Genomic DNA, 17,865 nt, shown 5'->3' on the forward strand with positions numbered 1-17,865 from the left:
CTTCCCCTCAGGCTTGGTTATAGCCGTTGTTGCTTTGGCGCCGGAGTCCTAAATGAGACGAAGATGTCAGCGCCCAACGCCCCCGACCGGTTCAACGAAGAGAAATCGACCTACACCGTCAGGGGCAGCGATGCGCCCGACCTGGAGGCGGGCGTCGCGGCGATCCGTAACGTGCTGGCGACGCTGCCGGCGCGGCCTGGCGTCTACCGGATGCAGGATGCGCGCGGCGATGTGCTCTATGTCGGCAAGGCGCGCGCGCTGAAGAACCGGGTGACCAATTACACTCAGGTCGATCGGCTGCCCAAGCGCTTGCAACGGATGGTCGCGCAGACTCGTTCGATGACCATTGTCACGACCAATAACGAGGCCGAGGCACTGCTGCTCGAGGCGCAGCTGATCAAGCGCTATCGCCCCGCCTACAACGTGCTGCTGCGCGACGACAAAAGCTTCCCCTTCATCCTTCTTCGCGCCGACCATGATTTTCCGCGTATCCAGAAGCATCGCGGGGCGCGACGCGCCAAGGGCAATTATTACGGGCCCTTCGCCAGCGCGGGATCGGTCAACAACACGCTCAACGCGCTGCAAAAGCTGTTCCTGCTGCGCTCCTGCACCGACAGTTTCTTCCGCAACCGCGACCGGCCGTGTCTGCTCTACCAGATCAGGCGCTGCTCGGCGCCGTGCGTCGGCCGGATCGACGCGGATGGCTATGCCGAGCTGGTCGGCGACGCAAAGGCGTTCCTCGCCGGTAAATCGACTCAGGTGCAGACCAAACTCGGCGGCCAGATGCAGGCTGCCGCGGAAGCGATGGATTTCGAACTCGCCGCGATCCTGCGCGATCGGTTGCGCGCGCTGACCTTCATCCAGGGCACTCAGGCGATCAACGCAGAGGGGCTGGGCGATGCCGATATCTTCGCGCTCGCGTGCAAGAATGGCGTCATGGGCATCCAGGCCTTCTTCATCCGCGGCGGGCAGAATTGGGGTCATCGCAGCTTCTTCCCGGCGCACACCAATGATGTGCCCGAGGATGAAGTGCTGACCAGTTTCCTGGTGCAATTCTATGAAGAGGTACCGCCGCCGCGTACTATCTTTGTCGATCGTGAATTGGAGGAAGCCGCATTGCTCGGCGAGGCGCTCGGCGGGGGGGCTGGGTTCAAAGTGACGCTGTCGATGCCGCAGCGGGGCACGCGCCGCCGCTTGCTCGACCAGGCCAAGCGCAATGCCGAGGAAGCGCTCGACCGGCGGCTGGCGGAGAGCACGACCCAGGCCAAGCTGTTGCGTGAAGTCGCCGACCTGTTCGACCTCGGCGAACCGCCCGACCGGATCGAGATCTACGACAACAGCCATATTCAGGGCACAAACGCGCTCGGCGCGATGGTCGTCGCGGGACCCGAAGGTTTCCGCAAGGGCCAGTATCGCAAGTTCAACATCAAGAACCCGGACACCGAACCGGGCGACGATTTCGCGATGATGCGTGAAGTATTCGGCCGTCGTTTCGCGCGTGCGCAGGCCGAGGATCCGGACCGTGACGCGGGCGACTGGCCCGATCTGGTGCTGATCGATGGCGGGCGCGGACAGCTCAACGCGGTCAAGGGTGTGATGGAGGAATTGGGCATCGAGGATGTCTGTCTGGTCGGAGTATCCAAGGGGCCGGACCGCCATGCCGGGCGCGAAGTGTTCCACATGCTCGACGGGCGCGAGTTCCAACTGCCGATCAACGCGCCGGTGCTGTTCTATCTGCAACGGCTGCGCGACGAGGCGCATCGCTTCGCCATTGGCGCACACCGCGCCAAGCGCGCCAAGGCGATCGGCGCGTCGCCGCTCGACGAGGTTCCGGGCATCGGCCCGGCGCGCAAAAAGGCGCTGCTGATGCATTTCGGCACCGGCCGCGCGGTACGCAACGCAAGCCTGCAGGACTTGCAACAGGCGCCCGGTGTGTCATCGGCGGTCGCGCAACAGGTCTATGACTTTTATCACGGGCGATAACGGATCAATCGCCGCTTGCGAGCGACCAGCCGAACGCTAATGTTCTCGGCTTCTACCGGGGGTCAATATCATGTTTCGGTCGATTATCTTCACGGCGCTGGTCGCGGTTGCCAGTGCCGCTCAGGCGAGCGACAAGCCGATCTATGCGCCCGCGCCCGATTGGGTGAAACCCGCCCCACCGCCCGCCGCTCTGGCGGCCGGAGAAGAGGCACCGGCGTTCCTTGTGTTCGATCAGCAGCAACTGCTGCAGGACGGACAGGTCTGGGCCTATATGGAAACCGCGACGCGCATCGCGTCGCCCGATGTGCTGACTCAGGCGGGCACGATCCAGCTGCAATGGCAACCCGGTGATGGCGACCTCATCGTGCACCGCGTGACGATCGTCCGTGGCGACGAACGGATCGACCTGCTCAAGCAGGAAAGCCGTTTCACCGTCCTGCGCCGCGAGGCGGAGCTCGAGGCGCTGCAGATGAACGGCATGCTCACCGCGACGATGGCGGCGGAGGGACTGCGGGTCGGTGACGTGCTGCGCGTGGCCTATTCGGTGACGCGGAGCGACAAGGTGCTGAAGGGCGGTATGCAAACCGTGATGCCGTTGGTCGCCGAGCCTACCCGGGTCGGCTTCGCGCGGGCGCGGCTGTTGTGGAAATCGGGCACTAGCCTGAACTATCGAACCTATATGCCCGGCCTGGACGTCAAGCCGAAGCAAGTGGGTGGCTATCAGGAAATCGACCTTCCTCTGCCGCTGGCCAAACCCGCCGACTGGCCGGATGATGCGCCGATCCGGACGCGCGTGATGCCGATCCTCGAAGCGAGCAGTTTCGCCGATTGGGCGGCAGTGTCGAAGGTCATGGCGCCGCTTTACCATACTGACGGGCTGATAGCGCCGGGCAGCCCGCTCGCTGCCGAGGTCGATCGGATCGCCAAGGCCGATACCGACCCGCGCAAGCGGGCCGCCGCGGCGCTGGAACTGGTCCAGGGTCAGGTCCGCTATCTGTTTCGCGGCATGGACGGTGGCAATTACACGCCGCAAACGCCCGTTCAGACTTGGTCGCTGCGTTATGGCGACTGCAAGGCGAAAACCCTGCTGCTCCTCGCCCTGCTCCATGGTCTCGGTATCGAAGCGGAGGCGGTGACGGCCAACAGCCAGATCGGTGATGCGGTGCCGAAGCGGTTGCCGCTTCCCGGAGCGTTCGATCATGTGCTGGTCCATGCGACGATCGGCGAAAAGAGCCTGTGGCTGGATGGCACGGCGCAGGGCGCGCGCCTTGCCGATCTCGACGACAGCCTCCCGTTCGGCTGGGTGCTGCCGCTGCGCGATGCGGGCGCGGATTTGCTCGCGATCCCGCGCGTGCCGGCCAGCCGTCCTGACGTTGCAGTTGCGCTCGATGTCGATCAGACCGCCGGCCTCGGCCTGCCGGCCCTGTACACCGCCCGGATCACGCTGCGCGGGCAGATGGCCTCGCAAATCGCCACGGCATCCGCCCAATTGGGTGCGAAGGAACGCCGCGACCTGCTTTATGGCTTTGCCCGCACCATGGTCGGCGAAGGTCTCCCGGTCAGCGAGTCGTTGATACAGGACGCACGGGCGGGAACGACTGTCGTTACCGCCACCATGATCACGCAGAGCGGCTGGGCTTATGAACAGAAGCGTTTCAGCAGAACGCTCGACCGGACAGCGTCGCAGCTGAACTTCCAGCCCGATCGTACACGCCCGGCATGGCGCGATGTTCCCGTCGCGACCGCTCCGAATGGCAGTCTCGCCTATACGACCAAGATCAAGCTGCCCAAGGGCATCACCGGTTTCACACTCGACGGCGATACCAGTCTGCCGGAGACTCTGGCCGGGGTCCGGCTGCGCCGCACTGCCGCGCTGGCGGACGGTATCGCGACGGTCGATGAGCGAATGGACACGGTCGGCGCGGAGATCTCCCCTGCTGATATCCCTGCGGTGCGCGCGCGGTTGGCGCTGGCCCAGACCCGATTGTTGCGAGTCATGGCGCCCGATAACTATCCCTCGCGGCGCGAGGTCGTTGCCACCGCGCGCGCCTCGGGTTGGCTCAAGCCGATCGAGGCGGCCTATGCCAGGGCGATCGCCGTCGATCCCAAGGATAAGCTCGGCTACGTCAATCGCGCCAGTTTTCTCGCTGGCACCTATGATTGGCGCGGCGCGATTGTCGATCTCGACCGGGTCATCGCGCTCGAACCCGATCTCGACAGCTACCTGAAGCGGGCGACCTTTCTGTCGACTCTGGGGGATGATTCAAAGGCGCTGGCTGATGCTGAAACCGCTTACGGTCTCGATCCGAGTTCTTATCAGGCGGTCGCCGCGTTGACGTCGCTCAAGGGTCGGACGGGCAAGATGACCGAAGCGCTTGCGCTGCTTGATGAACGTATCGCGGCGGGCGGCAAGGACAAGACTGGCTGGCTCGATTTGAAGAGCAATGTGCTGTCGCGCGCGGGCCGGGGGCCGGAAGCGGTCGCCGCGCTCGACATCGCCGTCGCCGAAAAGCCCGGCAATCCCGGCCTGCTCAATTCACGTTGCTGGGCCAAGGCGATCGGCAAGATCGCGCTGGATACGGCATTGAAAGATTGCACCAAAGCGATCGAACTGGGCGAATCGCCGATGGCCGCATTCGACAGCCGCGCGCTGGTTTATTTCCAGATGGGACGGATGGAGGATGCGCTCGGCGATATCGCCGCGGCGCTCGATATTTCGCCCGACCTGCCCGCATCGCTCTACGTTCGCGGCGTGATCCGCAAGCGGATGGGGCAGGCTGCTCTTGGCGATGCCGATCTCGCGGCGGCGCGAACCATGAGCCCCAGGATCGATGAGGATTATGCCCGCTATGGGGTGAAACCCTGATCGACCGGGCTGCCGTTGGGAGAATCTTCACCACGTCGCGTTAGCAATCGGTCGCATGACAACGCCTGTCTTCCTGACCGTCGATACCGAACTCGCCTGGCGCCACCACGCCGCGTCGCTGGATGTCGAGACGATCTTCGAACGCTCGCTCGAGCCGGCCGGGGTCGGCCTGGCCTATCAGCTCGATGTGCTTGCCCGGCACCAGCTCAAGGCGTGTTTCTTCGTCGATCCGCTGCCGGCATTGCTGTTCGGCCTCGAACCGATGAAGCGCATCGTCGGCGCGGTGGTCGAGGCGGGGCAGGAGGTACAGCTTCACCTCCATCCCAACTGGACCGGCGCGGCGGCGGGCGATGGCGGCAAGACGCATGGCCGTTTCGAACTGATCGACTTTCCGCAGGATCAGCAGCGCGACCTGATCTCCGGCGCGGCCGAATTGCTGATCGCGGCGGGCGCGCCCAGGCCGATCGCGTTTCGCGCCGGCAGCTACAGCGCCAATGACGACACGTTGCGCGCACTGGCCAGCCTCGGCTTCGCTTATGACAGCAGCCATAATGGCGCCGAACATCCTTGGCCGAGCGCGATCGGGCTGCCCGTGCGACAGATCGCGCCGGTGAAACGCGAAGGGTTGATCGAGGTGCCGGTGACCTTGATCGAGGATCGCCCGGGCGCGTTGCGCAACTTTCAGATCTGCGCATTGTCGGCCGGAGAGATGGCCGCCGCGCTCGATCATGCGGTTGCCGAAAGACACGCCGCGGTGACCATCGTCAGCCATAGCTTCGAACTCGCCAATCGGTCGGGCACACGGCCGAACGGCGTGCATGTTCGCCGCTTCGACGCGCTATGCGGGATGCTTGCCGAACGCCGTGCGAACTTGCCGACGATGCATTTCGGCGACCGGCCCGATTTCGCGCTCGATCGGGTCGATGCGCCGCTCGGCCCCAATTCGCTGCGCACCAGCTGGCGGCGTGCGGAGCAGCTCTGGTCCAACATGGTCGAGGAACGCGCGGCATGACCGCCGTGCCGCTGCCGTTGCGTTTCCAGATCGGCGCGCGCACGCTGGTTTCGATCCAGCGTAAACTCGTCCGCGTGCCGATGAGTCTCGACGATGTGCTCGATGGGCATTTGCCCGCTCTGCCGCCGCTCGATGGCGATGCGGACGGCTATCAGATCACGTCGCTGCCCGAAGAGCGTCAGAGTGCGATGATCCAGGCCGGCAGCGGCATGATCGCGTTCGTGCGGCAACGCTACACGCGCTATTATGCCGACCTGACGATCGGCTATGACGGCTGGCTGGGCACGATGTCGTCGAATGCGCGTAGCGGCATGAAACGCAAGGCGAAGAAGATCGCGACGCTGTCCGATGGGACGCTCGACGTGCGGCGTTTCCGCACTCCCGATGGAATGACCGCGTTCCATGAAATTGCGCGGCGGGTCTCGATCCGCACCTATCAGGAAAAATTGCTTGGCTCGGGCCTGCCCGACGATGCCGCATTCCTGGCCCGGATGTATTCGCTGGCGGCGGCGGATTCGGTGCGTGGCTGGTTGCTCTATGTCGCGGGCGAGCCGGCCGCTTATCTCTATTGTCCGATCGCCTCGGGCACGGTGCGTTATGAATATGTCGGGCACGATCCGGTGTTCAACGACCTGTCGCCCGGCAGCGTGCTGCACATGGAGGCGATGCGCGATCTCTATGCCGAAAATGGGTTGAAGCATTTCGACTTCACCGAGGGCGAGGGGCAGCACAAGCGCCAGTTCGCCACTGGCGGCGTGGCGTGTCTCGACTTGCTGTTGTTGCGCGCGTCGCTGGCGAACCGGCTGACGACGATGGCGCTCGGGACGTTCGATCGGGCGACGGCATTGGGCAAGAGGGCAACGCGAAAACTGGGCCTGGGCGAGTTGGCCAAGAAAATCCGGCGGGCGTAACTAGCTCGCAGAAGATGAGCTAAGATATTGAATCTAAAAGATAAATACCAATTTGTGTGGATCGAAGTTATGACACATTAGGGTGTGACATATCTCCTTGCGGTCCATCGCCGCGATTAAGTGGTCCGAGCATTATGGCCGGTCGAACAGATCGTCGACAATGGGGTGAATAGCGCCGCTCGCATCGCTACACCCCTCCCATGCACCTGCGCGCCGAAGCCCTGATCCTTGCTGTTCGCCATCACGGCGAACATGGCGCGATCGTGCGCGCGCTGACCGCCGATCATGGTTTGCAGCCCGGTTATGTGCGCGGCGGCAAGTCGCGGCGAATTCGCCCGATCCTGCAGCCGGCCAATCTCGTGCTGGGTGAATGGCGTGCGCGCACCGACGATCAGCTTGCCGGGCTGACGGTCGAACTGATCCACAGCCGCGCGCCACTCTATGCCGAACCACTCCCCGCCGCCGCGCTCGAATGGGTCACCGCGCTGACCGCGACCGCGCTGCCCGAAGCGCAGCCCTATCCACGCCTGCATGCCGCGCTCGATGGCGTGATCGGCGCGATCGAGGCGGCACCCGCGGCACGCGGTTGGGCTTTGGCGTTGGCGCGCTACGAACTGCTGTTGCTGGCCGAGCTCGGTTACGGGCTGGAACTGGATGATTTGCCCGACGTGCTGCGTACCGGCGGCGAGGCGAACTGGGTCGGTATCCTGGCCGCGCTGCATATCACCGGCAGGGCATTGGAGGCGGATATACTCACCGATCGCCGCGCCGAGACGCTCGCAGCGCGCGCACGACTGGTCGAGCGGCTGAAAAGGGCGGTTGCGTGAGCGTTGTGGGGCGGGCATTGCCGCGACGCTAACCAGGAAGAACCAATGCTCATTGCCCTGCTGCCCGGCGACGGGATCGGTCCCGAAGTCATCACCGAAGCGCGCCGCGTGCTCGACGCGCTGGCGCTCGACCTGAGCTTCGAGGAAGCGCCGATCGGCGGCGTGGCCTATCACGCGACCGGCCATCCGCTGCCACCCGCAACGCTCGCTCTGGCAAAGCGCGCCGACGCGATCCTGTTCGGCGCGGTGGGTGACCCATCGTGTGATGCGCTGGAGCGGTCGCTGCGCCCGGAACAGGCGATCCTCGGTCTGCGCAAGCAATTGGGACTGTTCGCCAACCTGCGCCCTGCCAAGCTGTTCCCCGGGCTTGAGGACGCATCCGCGCTTCGCCGGGAGGTTGCGGCCGCGATCGACATGGTGATCGTGCGCGAGCTGACGGGCGACGTCTATTTCGGCGAAAAGGGCCGGCATCTCACCAGCGACGGCCGACGCGAGGGTTTTGACCGGATGTCCTATGCCGAGGACGAGGTTCGGCGGATCGCGATCGTCGGTTTCGAGATGGCGAAACGGCGCAAGCGCATTCTATGCTCGGTCGACAAGGCCAATGTGCTGGAAACCTCGCAATTGTGGCGCGATGTCGTCAACGAGCTCGCGGTTGGTTATCCCGAAGTGACGCTGACCCATATGTATGTCGATAACGCGGCGATGCAGCTGGTGCGCAATCCCGGCCAGTTCGACGTGATCGTGACTGGTAACCTGTTCGGCGACATTCTGTCGGACCAGGCGAGCATGTGCGCGGGATCTATCGGTATGTTGCCATCCGCCTCATTGCGGGCATGGAGCGGCGATACCGGATTGTACGAGCCGATCCATGGCTCCGCACCGGACATTGCCGGGCAGGGCAAGGCCAATCCATGCGCGACAATCCTTTCCGCTGCGATGTTGCTGCGGCATTCGCTGAACCACGAGGCGGCGGCGCAGAGAATCGAGGCGGCGGTTTCGGCGGCGCTGATCGGCGGCGCGCGCACCCATGACCTCGGCGGCACGCTCTCGACCCGCGCGATGGGCGATGCGGTGCTGGCCGAACTATGAAAGAATTGCTCGAACTCGCCATCGTCATTCCGACCTTCAATGAGGTCGGCAATGTGCCGATGCTTATCGCGAAGCTCGATGCCGCGCTGCAAGGTCGGAATTGGGAAGCGATCTTCGTCGACGACAACAGCCCCGATGGCACGGCCTCGGCCGCGCGTGAGATCGCGCGGCTCGACCGGCGCGTGCGGGTGATCCAGCGACTCGACCGGCGTGGCCTGTCATCGGCCTGTATCGAGGGTATCTGCGCGACCGCCGCGCCGGTCGTCGCGGTGATCGATGGCGATCTGCAGCATGATGAGACGATCCTGCCCAAGATGCTCGACGCGCTTCAGGGCGATGAGTCGCTCGACCTGGTGATCGGCTCGCGGTTCGTCGACGGCGGCGGCACCGGCGATTGGGACCGCGATCGGGTGGCGAAATCGGCTTTCGCGACAAAGCTTTCACGCCGGGTCTTGAAGGCCGATCTGAGCGATCCGATGAGCGGTTTCTTCATGATCCGCACGCAGATCGTCCGAGAACTGGCGCCGCATCTCAACGCGATCGGCTTCAAGATCCTGCTCGACCTGATGACCGGCAGTCCCAAGGCGCTTAAATTCCTTGAACTACCCTATACCTTCCGGGTCCGCACCGAAGGCGAAAGCAAGCTCGATCACGTCGTGGCGATGGAATATCTTATCGCGATCTATGATCGCATGTTCGGGCGCGTCATTCCGGTCCGTTTCGCCATGTTCTCGGGGATCGGGGCGCTCGGCGCGGGCGTGCATTTCCTGTTCCTGGGGCTGCTGTTCAAGGAATTGGGCATGAGCTTTATCGGCGCGACGATCATCGCGACGGTCGCCGCGATGACGTTCAATTTCTTCCTCAACAACGCGCTGACCTATCGCGACAGCCGGCTCAAGGGCGCGAAAGAATTGTTCGACGGCTGGGTGAGCTTCTGCGTGGTCTGCTCGGTCGGCGCGGTCGCCAATGTCGGCGTCGCCGCATTCCTGTATGATGCGCGGGCGGACACCTGGGCCTTTTCGGCGCTGGCCGGGATCATGGTCAGCGCGGTGTGGAATTACGCATTGTCATCGCGCTTCACCTGGGGCCGCTACTGAGCCTCATGGCCAGGTCGAAAACCACATCCAGTGCCGGAACGCCTGGTCGTTGGGCAGCGCGACGGCGGAAATGATCGGGTAGAAGACCACGAACAGGCCGGCGACCGACGCGAGATATGCCCAATCCCACTGAAGCCCCCAATGTCGCCACTTGCCGCGCCGATGATCGATCCAGGCGGCCAGCGCGACGCACAGGAAAATGCTCGGCAGGTAGTAATAATAGAAGAACCCAAGCGACTTGGGGATGATCGCCCAGATCGCATATGAACCGATCCAGAGCGCGGCGATGGCCAGGAACTTGATCGAGCGTTCGCGCATGGCGATGCGCAGGCACGCCGCGACCGCGATCAGGCCGCCCCACAGGATCGCCGGATTGCCGAGCAGCAAGATGCCGCGTACCGCGCCGTCGGTCATTTCGTAGAGATACCAGATCGGCCGAATCATCAGCGGCCAGGTCCACCAGCTCGACTGATAGGGATGCGGCGGCAGGACCTGAGTCTGCTGCCCGTACATATAGAGCTGGAACGGGATCAGCCGGTCGAGCGTGAGTGGCTGATCGGCATAGAAGAAGGCTGGTGCAAAGGTCAGGAAATAGGTAGCGATACTGATCGTGCCGAGGATCAGCAGCGCGGGGATCGCGCGCAATCCGGGCCAGGCCATGGCATCGCGCCGACGCACCAGCAGGAATCCGATCGCGGCATAGGCGACGAACGGTGCGGCGGTCCATTTGGTCGCGACCGCAAGGCCCAGCAACACGCTGCCCAGCGCCCAACGGCGCATCACCTTGCGCGGCGGGCTGCGCATCGCGCGGAGCAGCGCGACGATCGCCAGCACGACGAACGCCGCCATGAACCCGTCGAGCATCGCGATTCGCGCCTGGATGAAGACGGTGAAGTTGAGACACACGAACAGCGCGCCGAACACCGCCGTGCGCGTGCGGTGGAACAGCATCCACAGGATCGCAAACACGCCGATCACTACCGTCGTCGCGGCGATCGTCGACATGATCCGCCAGCCCAGCGCATTGTCGCCGCACAGCGTCATGCCCAAAGCGATCAGCATCTTGCCGAGCAGCGGATGTTCGGTGTTGGCCGAATGGCTCAGCGTGATCAGCACGCGCGCGGCGGGGACGTAATGGACCTCGTCGAACACCAGACTGCTCGGGCGCGTCAGGTTGAGCGTGAAGAGAAATTGCGCCGCCGCACCGATGCCGCTCGCGATCAGGGTCGGGCGGGGTGGGGTGGCACTATCCTGCATCCACGTCGCTATCCCTTCTTCTCGACCCGCTTTCAAGCGAGGGATGGCGCGGTGGGCATTGACGTAGGGTGATCCCTCCCGGCAAAGCGGCGCCATGAAACGCCGTACCGGACAGAACCGCGACATCACCCGCACCTGGCGCCCCGCGACTCAAGCGATCCGCGGCGGCACCGCGCGATCCGAATTCGGCGAGACGTCGGAGGCGCTCTTCCTGACCTCGGGCTATGCCTATGATTGCGCCGCCGACGCCGCGGCGCGGTTTTCCGGCGAACAGGCCGGCATGACCTATTCGCGATTGCAGAACCCGACGGTCGAGATGCTCGAACAGCGCATTGCGCTGCTCGATGGTGCCGAGGCCTGCCGGTCGATGGCAACGGGCATGGCGGCGATGACCGCGGTCATGCTTTGTCAGTTGCAGATGGGCGATCATATCGTCGCCGGCCGCGCCGCGTTCGGATCGTGCCGCTGGCTGACCGATACGTTGCTGCCCAAATTCGGCGTTGAAGTGACGATCGTCGACGCCCGCGATCCGCAGCAATTCGCCGATGCGGTAAAGCCCAATACCAAGCTGTTCTTCTTCGAAACGCCCGCCAACCCGACGATGGACGTGGTCGACCTGAAGGCGGTGTGCGACATCGCGCGCAAGCATGGCATCGTCAGCGTCGTCGATAACGCCTTCGCGACGCCCGCGCTGCAGCGCCCGATGGAGTTCGGTGCGGATGTGACCGCCTATAGCGCAACCAAGATGATGGACGGGCAGGGCCGGGTGCTTGCCGGTGCGGTATGCGGGACCGACGATTTCATCAACAACACGCTGTTGCCTTTCACCCGCAACACCGGACCGACGCTCAGCGCGTTCAATGCCTGGGTGGTGCTCAAGGGGCTTGAGACGCTCGACCTGCGCATCCGCCGCCAGAGCGAGAATGCGCTGAAGGTCGGCAGGTTCCTCGAAAAACGTGTGCCGCGCATTCTCCACCCCGGCCTGCCGAGCCATCCGCAGCATAATCTGGCGATGAGCCAGATGGATGCCTGCGGCCCGATCTTCGCGTTCGAAGTGGAAGGCGGCCGGGCTCAGGCGCACGGGCTGCTCGACGCGCTCGCCCTGATCGATATCTCGAACAATATCGGCGATTCGCGTTCGCTGATGACTCATCCCTCCTCGACGACGCATTATGGCGTGAGCGAGGAAAAGAGAATCGAGATGGGCGTGACCGAGAATCTGTTGCGGCTGAATGTCGGCCTGGAAGATCCGCAGGACGTGATCGACGATCTCGACCAGGCGCTGACGGCGGTCGGGTTATGACCCGGATCGGATCATGAGCGGGGGCATGGAAGCGCTGTTCCCCAATGTCGCGGAGACGCGCGGGGTCATCGTGCGCGTATCGGTGAGTTATCTTCCCGAACAGTCCGAGCCGCAGCGCGGCCGTTGGTTTTGGGCCTATCATATCCGGCTGGAAAATGTCGGCGAGCAAGCGGTGCAACTGCTCACGCGGCACTGGATCATCACCGATGGCCGCGGTGCGCGCCATTCGGTCGAGGGCGAAGGCGTGGTCGGCGAACAGCCGCTGATCGCACCGGGCGCGAGCTTCGATTACGTTTCGGGCTGCCCGCTCGCTACGCCGACGGGATCGATGCAGGGCAGTTATCATATGATGGCGGAGGATGGGTCGGCGTTCGATGTCGATATCCCGAAATTCACGCTGCTGGCGCCGGCGGTGGGGGCGTGAAGCGCACCCATCTGCCACTCAACGGCCTGCGCGTGCTCGACGCCGCGGCGCGCCATCTGTCCTTCACCCGCGCCGCCGACGAACTCGCCGTCACGCCCGCTGCGGTCGGCCAGCAGATCCGCGCGCTGGAGGATACGCTCGGCGTGGTGCTGTTCCGCCGTACCACCAAAGGCCTGGAACTGACGCCGGAAGGCGAGGCGGGCCTGGCCGCGCTACGCCACGGGTTCCTGCAGTTCGAAGAGGCGGTTCGCGCGATGCAGGCGGGCCAGACATCCAAGTCGTTGACCATCGCCGCGCCGCGCGACCTGACCGAGAAATGGTTGATGCCGCGCCTTGCCGAGATCGCGCGGGGCGACGGCGAACTTCGCTTCGTACTCGTATCGGCAGACGAGGATGTCGATTTCACCCAGGCCAATCTTGATCTCGCGATCCGCTGGGGCGACGGACCCGGCGAACATGAGGGCGAAGCGATCGAGTCCGAAGGCATGATCACGGTCGAGCGCCCGGGCGGCGGGATCGATACGCGCATCTCCTGGCCGGGCTGTGTCAATGATCCCGATATCTCGTTGGTGAGGGTCGGCGATGCCGGTCTGGCGCTCGACGCGGCAGCGCAGGGCCTGGGCCGCGCGACCGTGCCAGAACTGCTCGCCGCCGCCGATATCGCATCGGGCCGGGTCGTCGCGCTTGGCGAGCCAAAGCCTTACCGGCTCGGTTACTGGCTGGTCGCGCCGCTGCCGCAATGGCGGCAGAAGAAGGTCAAGGCGCTGGTGGAGGCGCTGACCGCGTGAGCGCGCCTTCGGTGATCGAAAGCGAGCGGCTGCGCCTGCGCCCAATGTCGATTGACGATGCCGAGGCGATGCACGCGATCTATGGCGATGCGGAGCTGATGACCTGGTGGTCGCATCCGCCGCACGACACGCTCGAGCAGACGCGCGAGAGGCTGGCACGCAATATTGCCACAGAGGGTTGGCGTACCTGGGCCATCACGCTGAAGGGTGATGATCGGGAGAGCGGGGTTCGGGCGATCGGCACGGTCGCCGCGCACGAGAAGCGGCAGGGCAGGGTGGTCGAGATCGGCTATTCACTTGTCCGGCAGCATTGGGGAACCGGGCTTGCGCGCGAAGCGGTGACGCGGCTGCTCGATCTGCTGTTCCTCGGCGAGGGCAACCGGCGCGTGTTCGCCGATACCGATCCCGACAATCACGCGTCCAATGCCCTGCTCCAACGGCTTGGTTTCAAGCAGGAGGGGCTGCTGCGCGCCGAATGGGAAACGCATATCGGCGTGCGCGACAGCTTCATCTGGGGATTGTTGCGCGAAGAATGGCGGCAGGCATGACGCCGCCCGAGCTAAGCACGTCGGCCGCGCGTGCGGCCTATCGCAAGGAGCTGCGCGGCATCGCGCGGCCGATCCGCCTGATGGGCGTCATCCTGGCGATCATCGGCGCTGCGCTTGCGCTGTATCGCCATTTGTGGATGCCGAGCCTGCCGGGGATCCTGCCCTTGGTCTTCGTCATTCTCGGTGCGTTGCACCTGCTCGCGGGCATTGTCGTGCGGATGCGATATCACCAGCGGCGGATGCTGAGCGAATAGCCTGGGGGTGATTGTCGGCTGATCGTAATCGCCCTTCATCCGTTCGTTTCGAGCGAAGTCGAGAAATTTTACGCGGCGCTATGGCTTGTTTCTCGACTTCGCTCGAAACGAACGGAAAGAAGCAGGCCGTCAAGCCCCGAACGCTTAGCCGCCCGCCGCCAGTTCCGCCGCGCGCGCCATCAATCCGGCAAAGCGGGAATCGTCGACTGGTGCTGCGGTATCGTTCCAGCTTGCCGACATCGCGTACCATGTGTCGTCCTTGCCCTGTAGCAGGAAGGTCATGGCGATGACGCCGGGTTCGGACCCGCCCTTGAAGCCGAGATAGCGCCATTGCCCGGCCGGGCCGGGGCCTATCCCTGAATTCTTCGACAGGATGTCGCGTACACGGGCGGCGGGGCCGCTTTCGCTGTGACGGCGCAACCAGTCCATCACCCGCACCATGTCGGCAGGCGTCGCGAACCATTCGAGGCTGTCGATGCGCAGCGGCTTGCCGGCGGCGAACATGGCTGGGTCGATCGCCGAGATCGGCAGCTTCGCGACCTCGCCATCGAGCAGGGCGCGGCGACTTGCCTCGTCGAGCGCCGCCCAGCGCTCGCCAAGCACGCCATTTGAGCCGCCCTTGAGCTTGAACACTTCCAAAGTCGACAGGAACGGCCGCATACCCGCTGGATCTGCGATCCCGACCGTGCCGAGCATCGCCTCGACCTTCGCGCGCCCGGCCAGTTTGATCAATATATCGGTCGCACTGTTGTCGCTGATCGAGATCATCTGTTCGGCCAGCGCGTAGATCGACACTTTGGTGCCGGCCGGGGTCATCGTATAGGCCCCGCCGGGCAATGGCGTGCCGTCGAGCGTGACCTCGTCTTCCCAGCGCCGTTCGCCCGCTGAGATCGAGCGCACCAGTTCGGCGAGAATGACAAGCTTGAATTCGGATCCGATCGCGAAGGTACGGTCCGGCGCGCGCGATTGCAGAAGTGCAGGGCCGGCAGCGTCGAGCCGGGCAAAGGCGAAGCCGGTAGTGCCGGGCAGTTTGGCCAGCGTGTCGATCACCGCGCCCAGCGTCGCCTCGCGCCCCGACATGCCGGTGACGCGAAGGCCGGCAATCTGGTGCGGCGCCGCCGGATCGACCGCGATCTGCATCGTCGCAATGCCGCGTTCAAAGCCGACAAGGACGGTCGCGCTCCAGGGGCTGACGAGCGTGACGCGCTCGATCCCGGTTACCGCACCGCTTGATGTGGACAATTGTGCGCTGATCGTCGCGAACGTCGCTTTGGGCACGGCGGCGCGGAAGGCGGGCGAGAAGCTGGCGTCGTAATCGCCACTGCCCTTGAGCAGTGCGGGCAGTTCGGCGATCCGCGCTGCCAGTTCGGGCGCGGCCTTGACCGGCGCCGGGCTTGCGACCGGCGGTGTCTGCGCAATTGCCGCAACGGGCAGGAGCAGCGCGGCGAACATAGTCATCAGTAAGCGCATGAACGGTCCCTCGAAATCCGGAGAGATCAGGCGTCGATCGCGTCTTCCTCGATCCGCGCGGCGTTCTCCTGGATGAAGGCGAAACGGTGCGCGGGGTTGTTGCCCATCAGGCGATCGACCAGATCCTTGACCACCGCGCGTTCCTCATATTCCTGCGGCAGGGTGATGCGCAGCATCGATCGCGTCTTCGGGTCCATCGTGGTTTCGCGCAGCTGCATCGGGTTCATTTCGCCAAGGCCCTTGAAGCGCGCGACATCGACCTTCTTGTTCTTGAATTCCTTCGCTTCGATCGCGGCGCGGTGCGCATCGTCCATCGCGTAAAGCGACTTGGTGCCGGCGGTCAGGCGATAGAGCGGCGGCTGGGCGAGAAAGAGGTGACCCTGGCGCACCAGTTCAGGCATTTCCTGGAAGAAGAAGGTCATCAGCAAAGTCGCGATATGCGCGCCGTCGACATCGGCGTCGGTCATGATGACAATGCGTTCGTAGCGCAGATTCTCGGGCAAGCAGTCCTTGCGCGTGCCGCAGCCAAGCGCCTGGATCAGGTCGGCGATCTCCTGATTGGCGCCGATCTTGGCCGAGGTGGCGGATGCGACGTTGAGGATCTTGCCGCGGATCGGCAGGATCGCCTGAGTCTTGCGGTCGCGCGCCTGCTTGGCCGAACCGCCGGCCGAATCTCCTTCGACGATGAACAACTCGGTGCCCTTGGGATCGTCGGAGGAGCAATCGGTCAGCTTGCCGGGCAGGCGCAGCTTGCGCGCGGAAGTTGCGGTCTTGCGCTTGACCTCGCGCTCCGCCTTGCGGCGCAGGCGGTCGTCCATCCGTTCGAGCACATAGCCGAGCAATGCCTTGCCGCGTTCCATGTTGCGGCTGAGATAATGGTCGAAATGGTCGCGCACCGCCTTTTCGACCAGTAGCGCTGCCTCAGGCGAAGTCAGACGGTCTTTGGTCTGGCTCTGGAATTGCGGTTCACGGATGAACACGGAGAGCATCAATTCGCAGCCGACCATCACATCGTCGGCGGTGATGTCTTTGGCCTTTTTCTGGCCGACCAGGTCGCCGAAGCCGCGGATGCCGCGCACCAAAGCTGCGCGCAGGCCGGCCTCATGCGTGCCGCCATCGGGGGTCGGGATGGTGTTGCAATACCAGCTGTATGACCCGTCGCTCCATAACGGCCAGGCGACCGCCCATTCGACCCGGCCCTGTTCGTTGGGGAAGTCCTGCGTGCCGGCGAAAAAGTCTGCGGTGGCGCATTCGCGCGTGCCGACTTGTTCGCGCAGATGATCGGCAAGGCCACCGGGGAACTGGAACACGGCTTCCGCATGGGTGTCGCCAGAGGATTCGGGCGTGATCAGTTCGGGCGAGCATTTCCAGCGGATCTCGACCCCGGCGAAGAGATAGGCCTTGGAGCGGGCGAGCTTGTACAGCCGTGCCGGCTTGAAGTGCATCTCCGGCCCGAAAATCTCCTCGTCGGGCACGAAGCTGACCGAAGTTCCGCGCCGGTTCGGTGTCGGGCCAAGCGCCTCGAGCGGACCGAGCGTCACGCCGCGCGAAAAACGCTGTCGGTATAGCGTCTTGTTGCGCGCCACCTCGACCGTCGTGTCGGATGACAGCGCATTGACCACGCTGACGCCGACGCCGTGCAACCCGCCCGAGGTCGCATAGGCCTTGCCGTCGAACTTGCCGCCCGAATGGAGCGTCGAAAGGATCACCTCCAGTGCCGATTTGTCGGGGAATTTAGGATGCGGATCGACCGGAATGCCGCGGCCATTGTCGACGATGGTCAGCCGGTTGCCGGGTTCGAGCGTGACCTCGATCCGCGTCGCATGGCCGGCAACCGCTTCATCCATCGCATTGTCGAGGACCTCCGCGGCAAGGTGGTGCAGAGCGCGCTCGTCGGTACCACCGATATACATGCCGGGGCGGCGGCGAACCGGTTCGAGGCCTTCAAGGACCTCGATCGATGACGCGTTGTAATCGGACCCGGTGGTAGTGGAGGAAGCGAACAGATCATCGGCCATGCCTCGCTATAGGAG

15 protein-coding genes are annotated in these 17,865 nt (G+C 64.3%); 12 read left to right on the top strand and 3 right to left on the bottom strand.

The window, feature by feature from the left end; translation table 11 throughout:
* The first annotated feature begins 63 nt into the window (after positions 1–63).
* From uvrC to ACVWZA_RS14695, 7 genes are all read left to right on the top strand, one after another.
* The gene (gene uvrC, locus ACVWZA_RS14665; protein ID WP_457311991.1) at positions 64–1,983 is read left to right on the top strand and encodes an excinuclease ABC subunit UvrC; all 1,920 of its coding nucleotides are present in this window, start codon (positions 64–66) and stop codon (positions 1,981–1,983) included.
* 70 nt (positions 1,984–2,053) lie between these two features.
* Positions 2,054–4,849: a DUF3857 domain-containing protein gene (locus tag ACVWZA_RS14670; RefSeq protein WP_457311992.1), complete on the top strand. Its 2,796-nt coding sequence runs from the start codon at positions 2,054–2,056 to the stop codon at positions 4,847–4,849.
* A 55-nt stretch (positions 4,850–4,904) separates the two neighbouring features.
* Positions 4,905–5,861: a polysaccharide deacetylase gene (locus ACVWZA_RS14675; protein ID WP_457311993.1), complete on the top strand. Its 957-nt coding sequence runs from the start codon at positions 4,905–4,907 to the stop codon at positions 5,859–5,861.
* Positions 5,858–6,772, top strand: coding sequence for a GNAT family N-acetyltransferase (locus ACVWZA_RS14680; RefSeq protein ID WP_457311994.1), 915 nt, complete (start codon positions 5,858–5,860; stop codon positions 6,770–6,772). Before ACVWZA_RS14675 ends, ACVWZA_RS14680 begins: the two co-directional genes overlap by 4 nt.
* Positions 6,773–6,972: 200 nt before the next feature.
* A complete protein-coding gene (recO, locus tag ACVWZA_RS14685) occupies positions 6,973–7,599 on the top strand; it encodes a DNA repair protein RecO (protein ID WP_457311995.1) in 627 nt (208 codons plus the stop codon).
* Positions 7,600–7,644: 45 nt separating this feature from the next.
* Positions 7,645–8,691: a 3-isopropylmalate dehydrogenase gene (gene leuB / locus ACVWZA_RS14690; protein ID WP_457311996.1), complete on the top strand. Its 1,047-nt coding sequence runs from the start codon at positions 7,645–7,647 to the stop codon at positions 8,689–8,691.
* Positions 8,688–9,788: a glycosyltransferase family 2 protein gene (locus ACVWZA_RS14695; RefSeq protein WP_457311997.1), complete on the top strand. Its 1,101-nt coding sequence runs from the start codon at positions 8,688–8,690 to the stop codon at positions 9,786–9,788. Before leuB ends, ACVWZA_RS14695 begins: the two co-directional genes overlap by 4 nt.
* Before the next feature lie 3 nt (positions 9,789–9,791).
* Here ACVWZA_RS14695 and ACVWZA_RS14700 read toward each other — a convergent pair whose 3' ends face one another.
* Positions 9,792–11,045: a glycosyltransferase family 39 protein gene (locus ACVWZA_RS14700; RefSeq protein ID WP_457311998.1), complete on the bottom strand. Its 1,254-nt coding sequence runs from the start codon at positions 11,043–11,045 to the stop codon at positions 9,792–9,794.
* 94 nt (positions 11,046–11,139) lie between these two features.
* Between ACVWZA_RS14700 and ACVWZA_RS14705 the strand changes: the two genes are divergently transcribed.
* From ACVWZA_RS14705 to ACVWZA_RS14725, 5 genes are read left to right on the top strand one after another with little or no spacing between them, the layout of a single operon-like run.
* Positions 11,140–12,348, top strand: coding sequence for a trans-sulfuration enzyme family protein (locus ACVWZA_RS14705; protein WP_457311999.1), 1,209 nt, complete (start codon positions 11,140–11,142; stop codon positions 12,346–12,348).
* Between the two features lie 25 nt (positions 12,349–12,373).
* A complete protein-coding gene (gene apaG / locus ACVWZA_RS14710) occupies positions 12,374–12,772 on the top strand; it encodes a Co2+/Mg2+ efflux protein ApaG (RefSeq protein WP_457312047.1) in 399 nt (132 codons plus the stop codon).
* On the top strand, positions 12,769–13,560 hold the full coding sequence (locus ACVWZA_RS14715) for a LysR family transcriptional regulator (RefSeq protein WP_457312001.1): 792 nt from the start codon (positions 12,769–12,771) through the stop codon (positions 13,558–13,560). Before apaG ends, ACVWZA_RS14715 begins: the two co-directional genes overlap by 4 nt.
* The gene (locus tag ACVWZA_RS14720; RefSeq protein WP_457312002.1) at positions 13,557–14,108 is read left to right on the top strand and encodes a GNAT family N-acetyltransferase; all 552 of its coding nucleotides are present in this window, start codon (positions 13,557–13,559) and stop codon (positions 14,106–14,108) included. The genes ACVWZA_RS14715 and ACVWZA_RS14720 overlap by 4 nt, the downstream gene beginning before the upstream one ends.
* Positions 14,105–14,362: a hypothetical protein gene (locus tag ACVWZA_RS14725; protein ID WP_457312003.1), complete on the top strand. Its 258-nt coding sequence runs from the start codon at positions 14,105–14,107 to the stop codon at positions 14,360–14,362. The genes ACVWZA_RS14720 and ACVWZA_RS14725 overlap by 4 nt, the downstream gene beginning before the upstream one ends.
* A 144-nt stretch (positions 14,363–14,506) precedes the next feature.
* Here the strand turns inward: ACVWZA_RS14725 and ACVWZA_RS14730 are convergent, their stop codons facing one another.
* Both ACVWZA_RS14730 and parE read right to left on the bottom strand, forming a co-directional pair.
* Positions 14,507–15,832, bottom strand: a complete 1,326-nt coding sequence (locus ACVWZA_RS14730; RefSeq protein WP_457312004.1) for a serine hydrolase — start codon at positions 15,830–15,832, stop codon at positions 14,507–14,509.
* Positions 15,833–15,858: 26 nt separating this feature from the next.
* On the bottom strand, positions 15,859–17,850 hold the full coding sequence (parE, locus tag ACVWZA_RS14735; protein ID WP_457312005.1) for a DNA topoisomerase IV subunit B: 1,992 nt from the start codon (positions 17,848–17,850) through the stop codon (positions 15,859–15,861).
* Positions 17,851–17,865: the final 15 nt, after the last annotated feature.

The sequence above is a fragment of the Sphingomonas sp. UYAg733 genome (assembly GCF_054057355.1).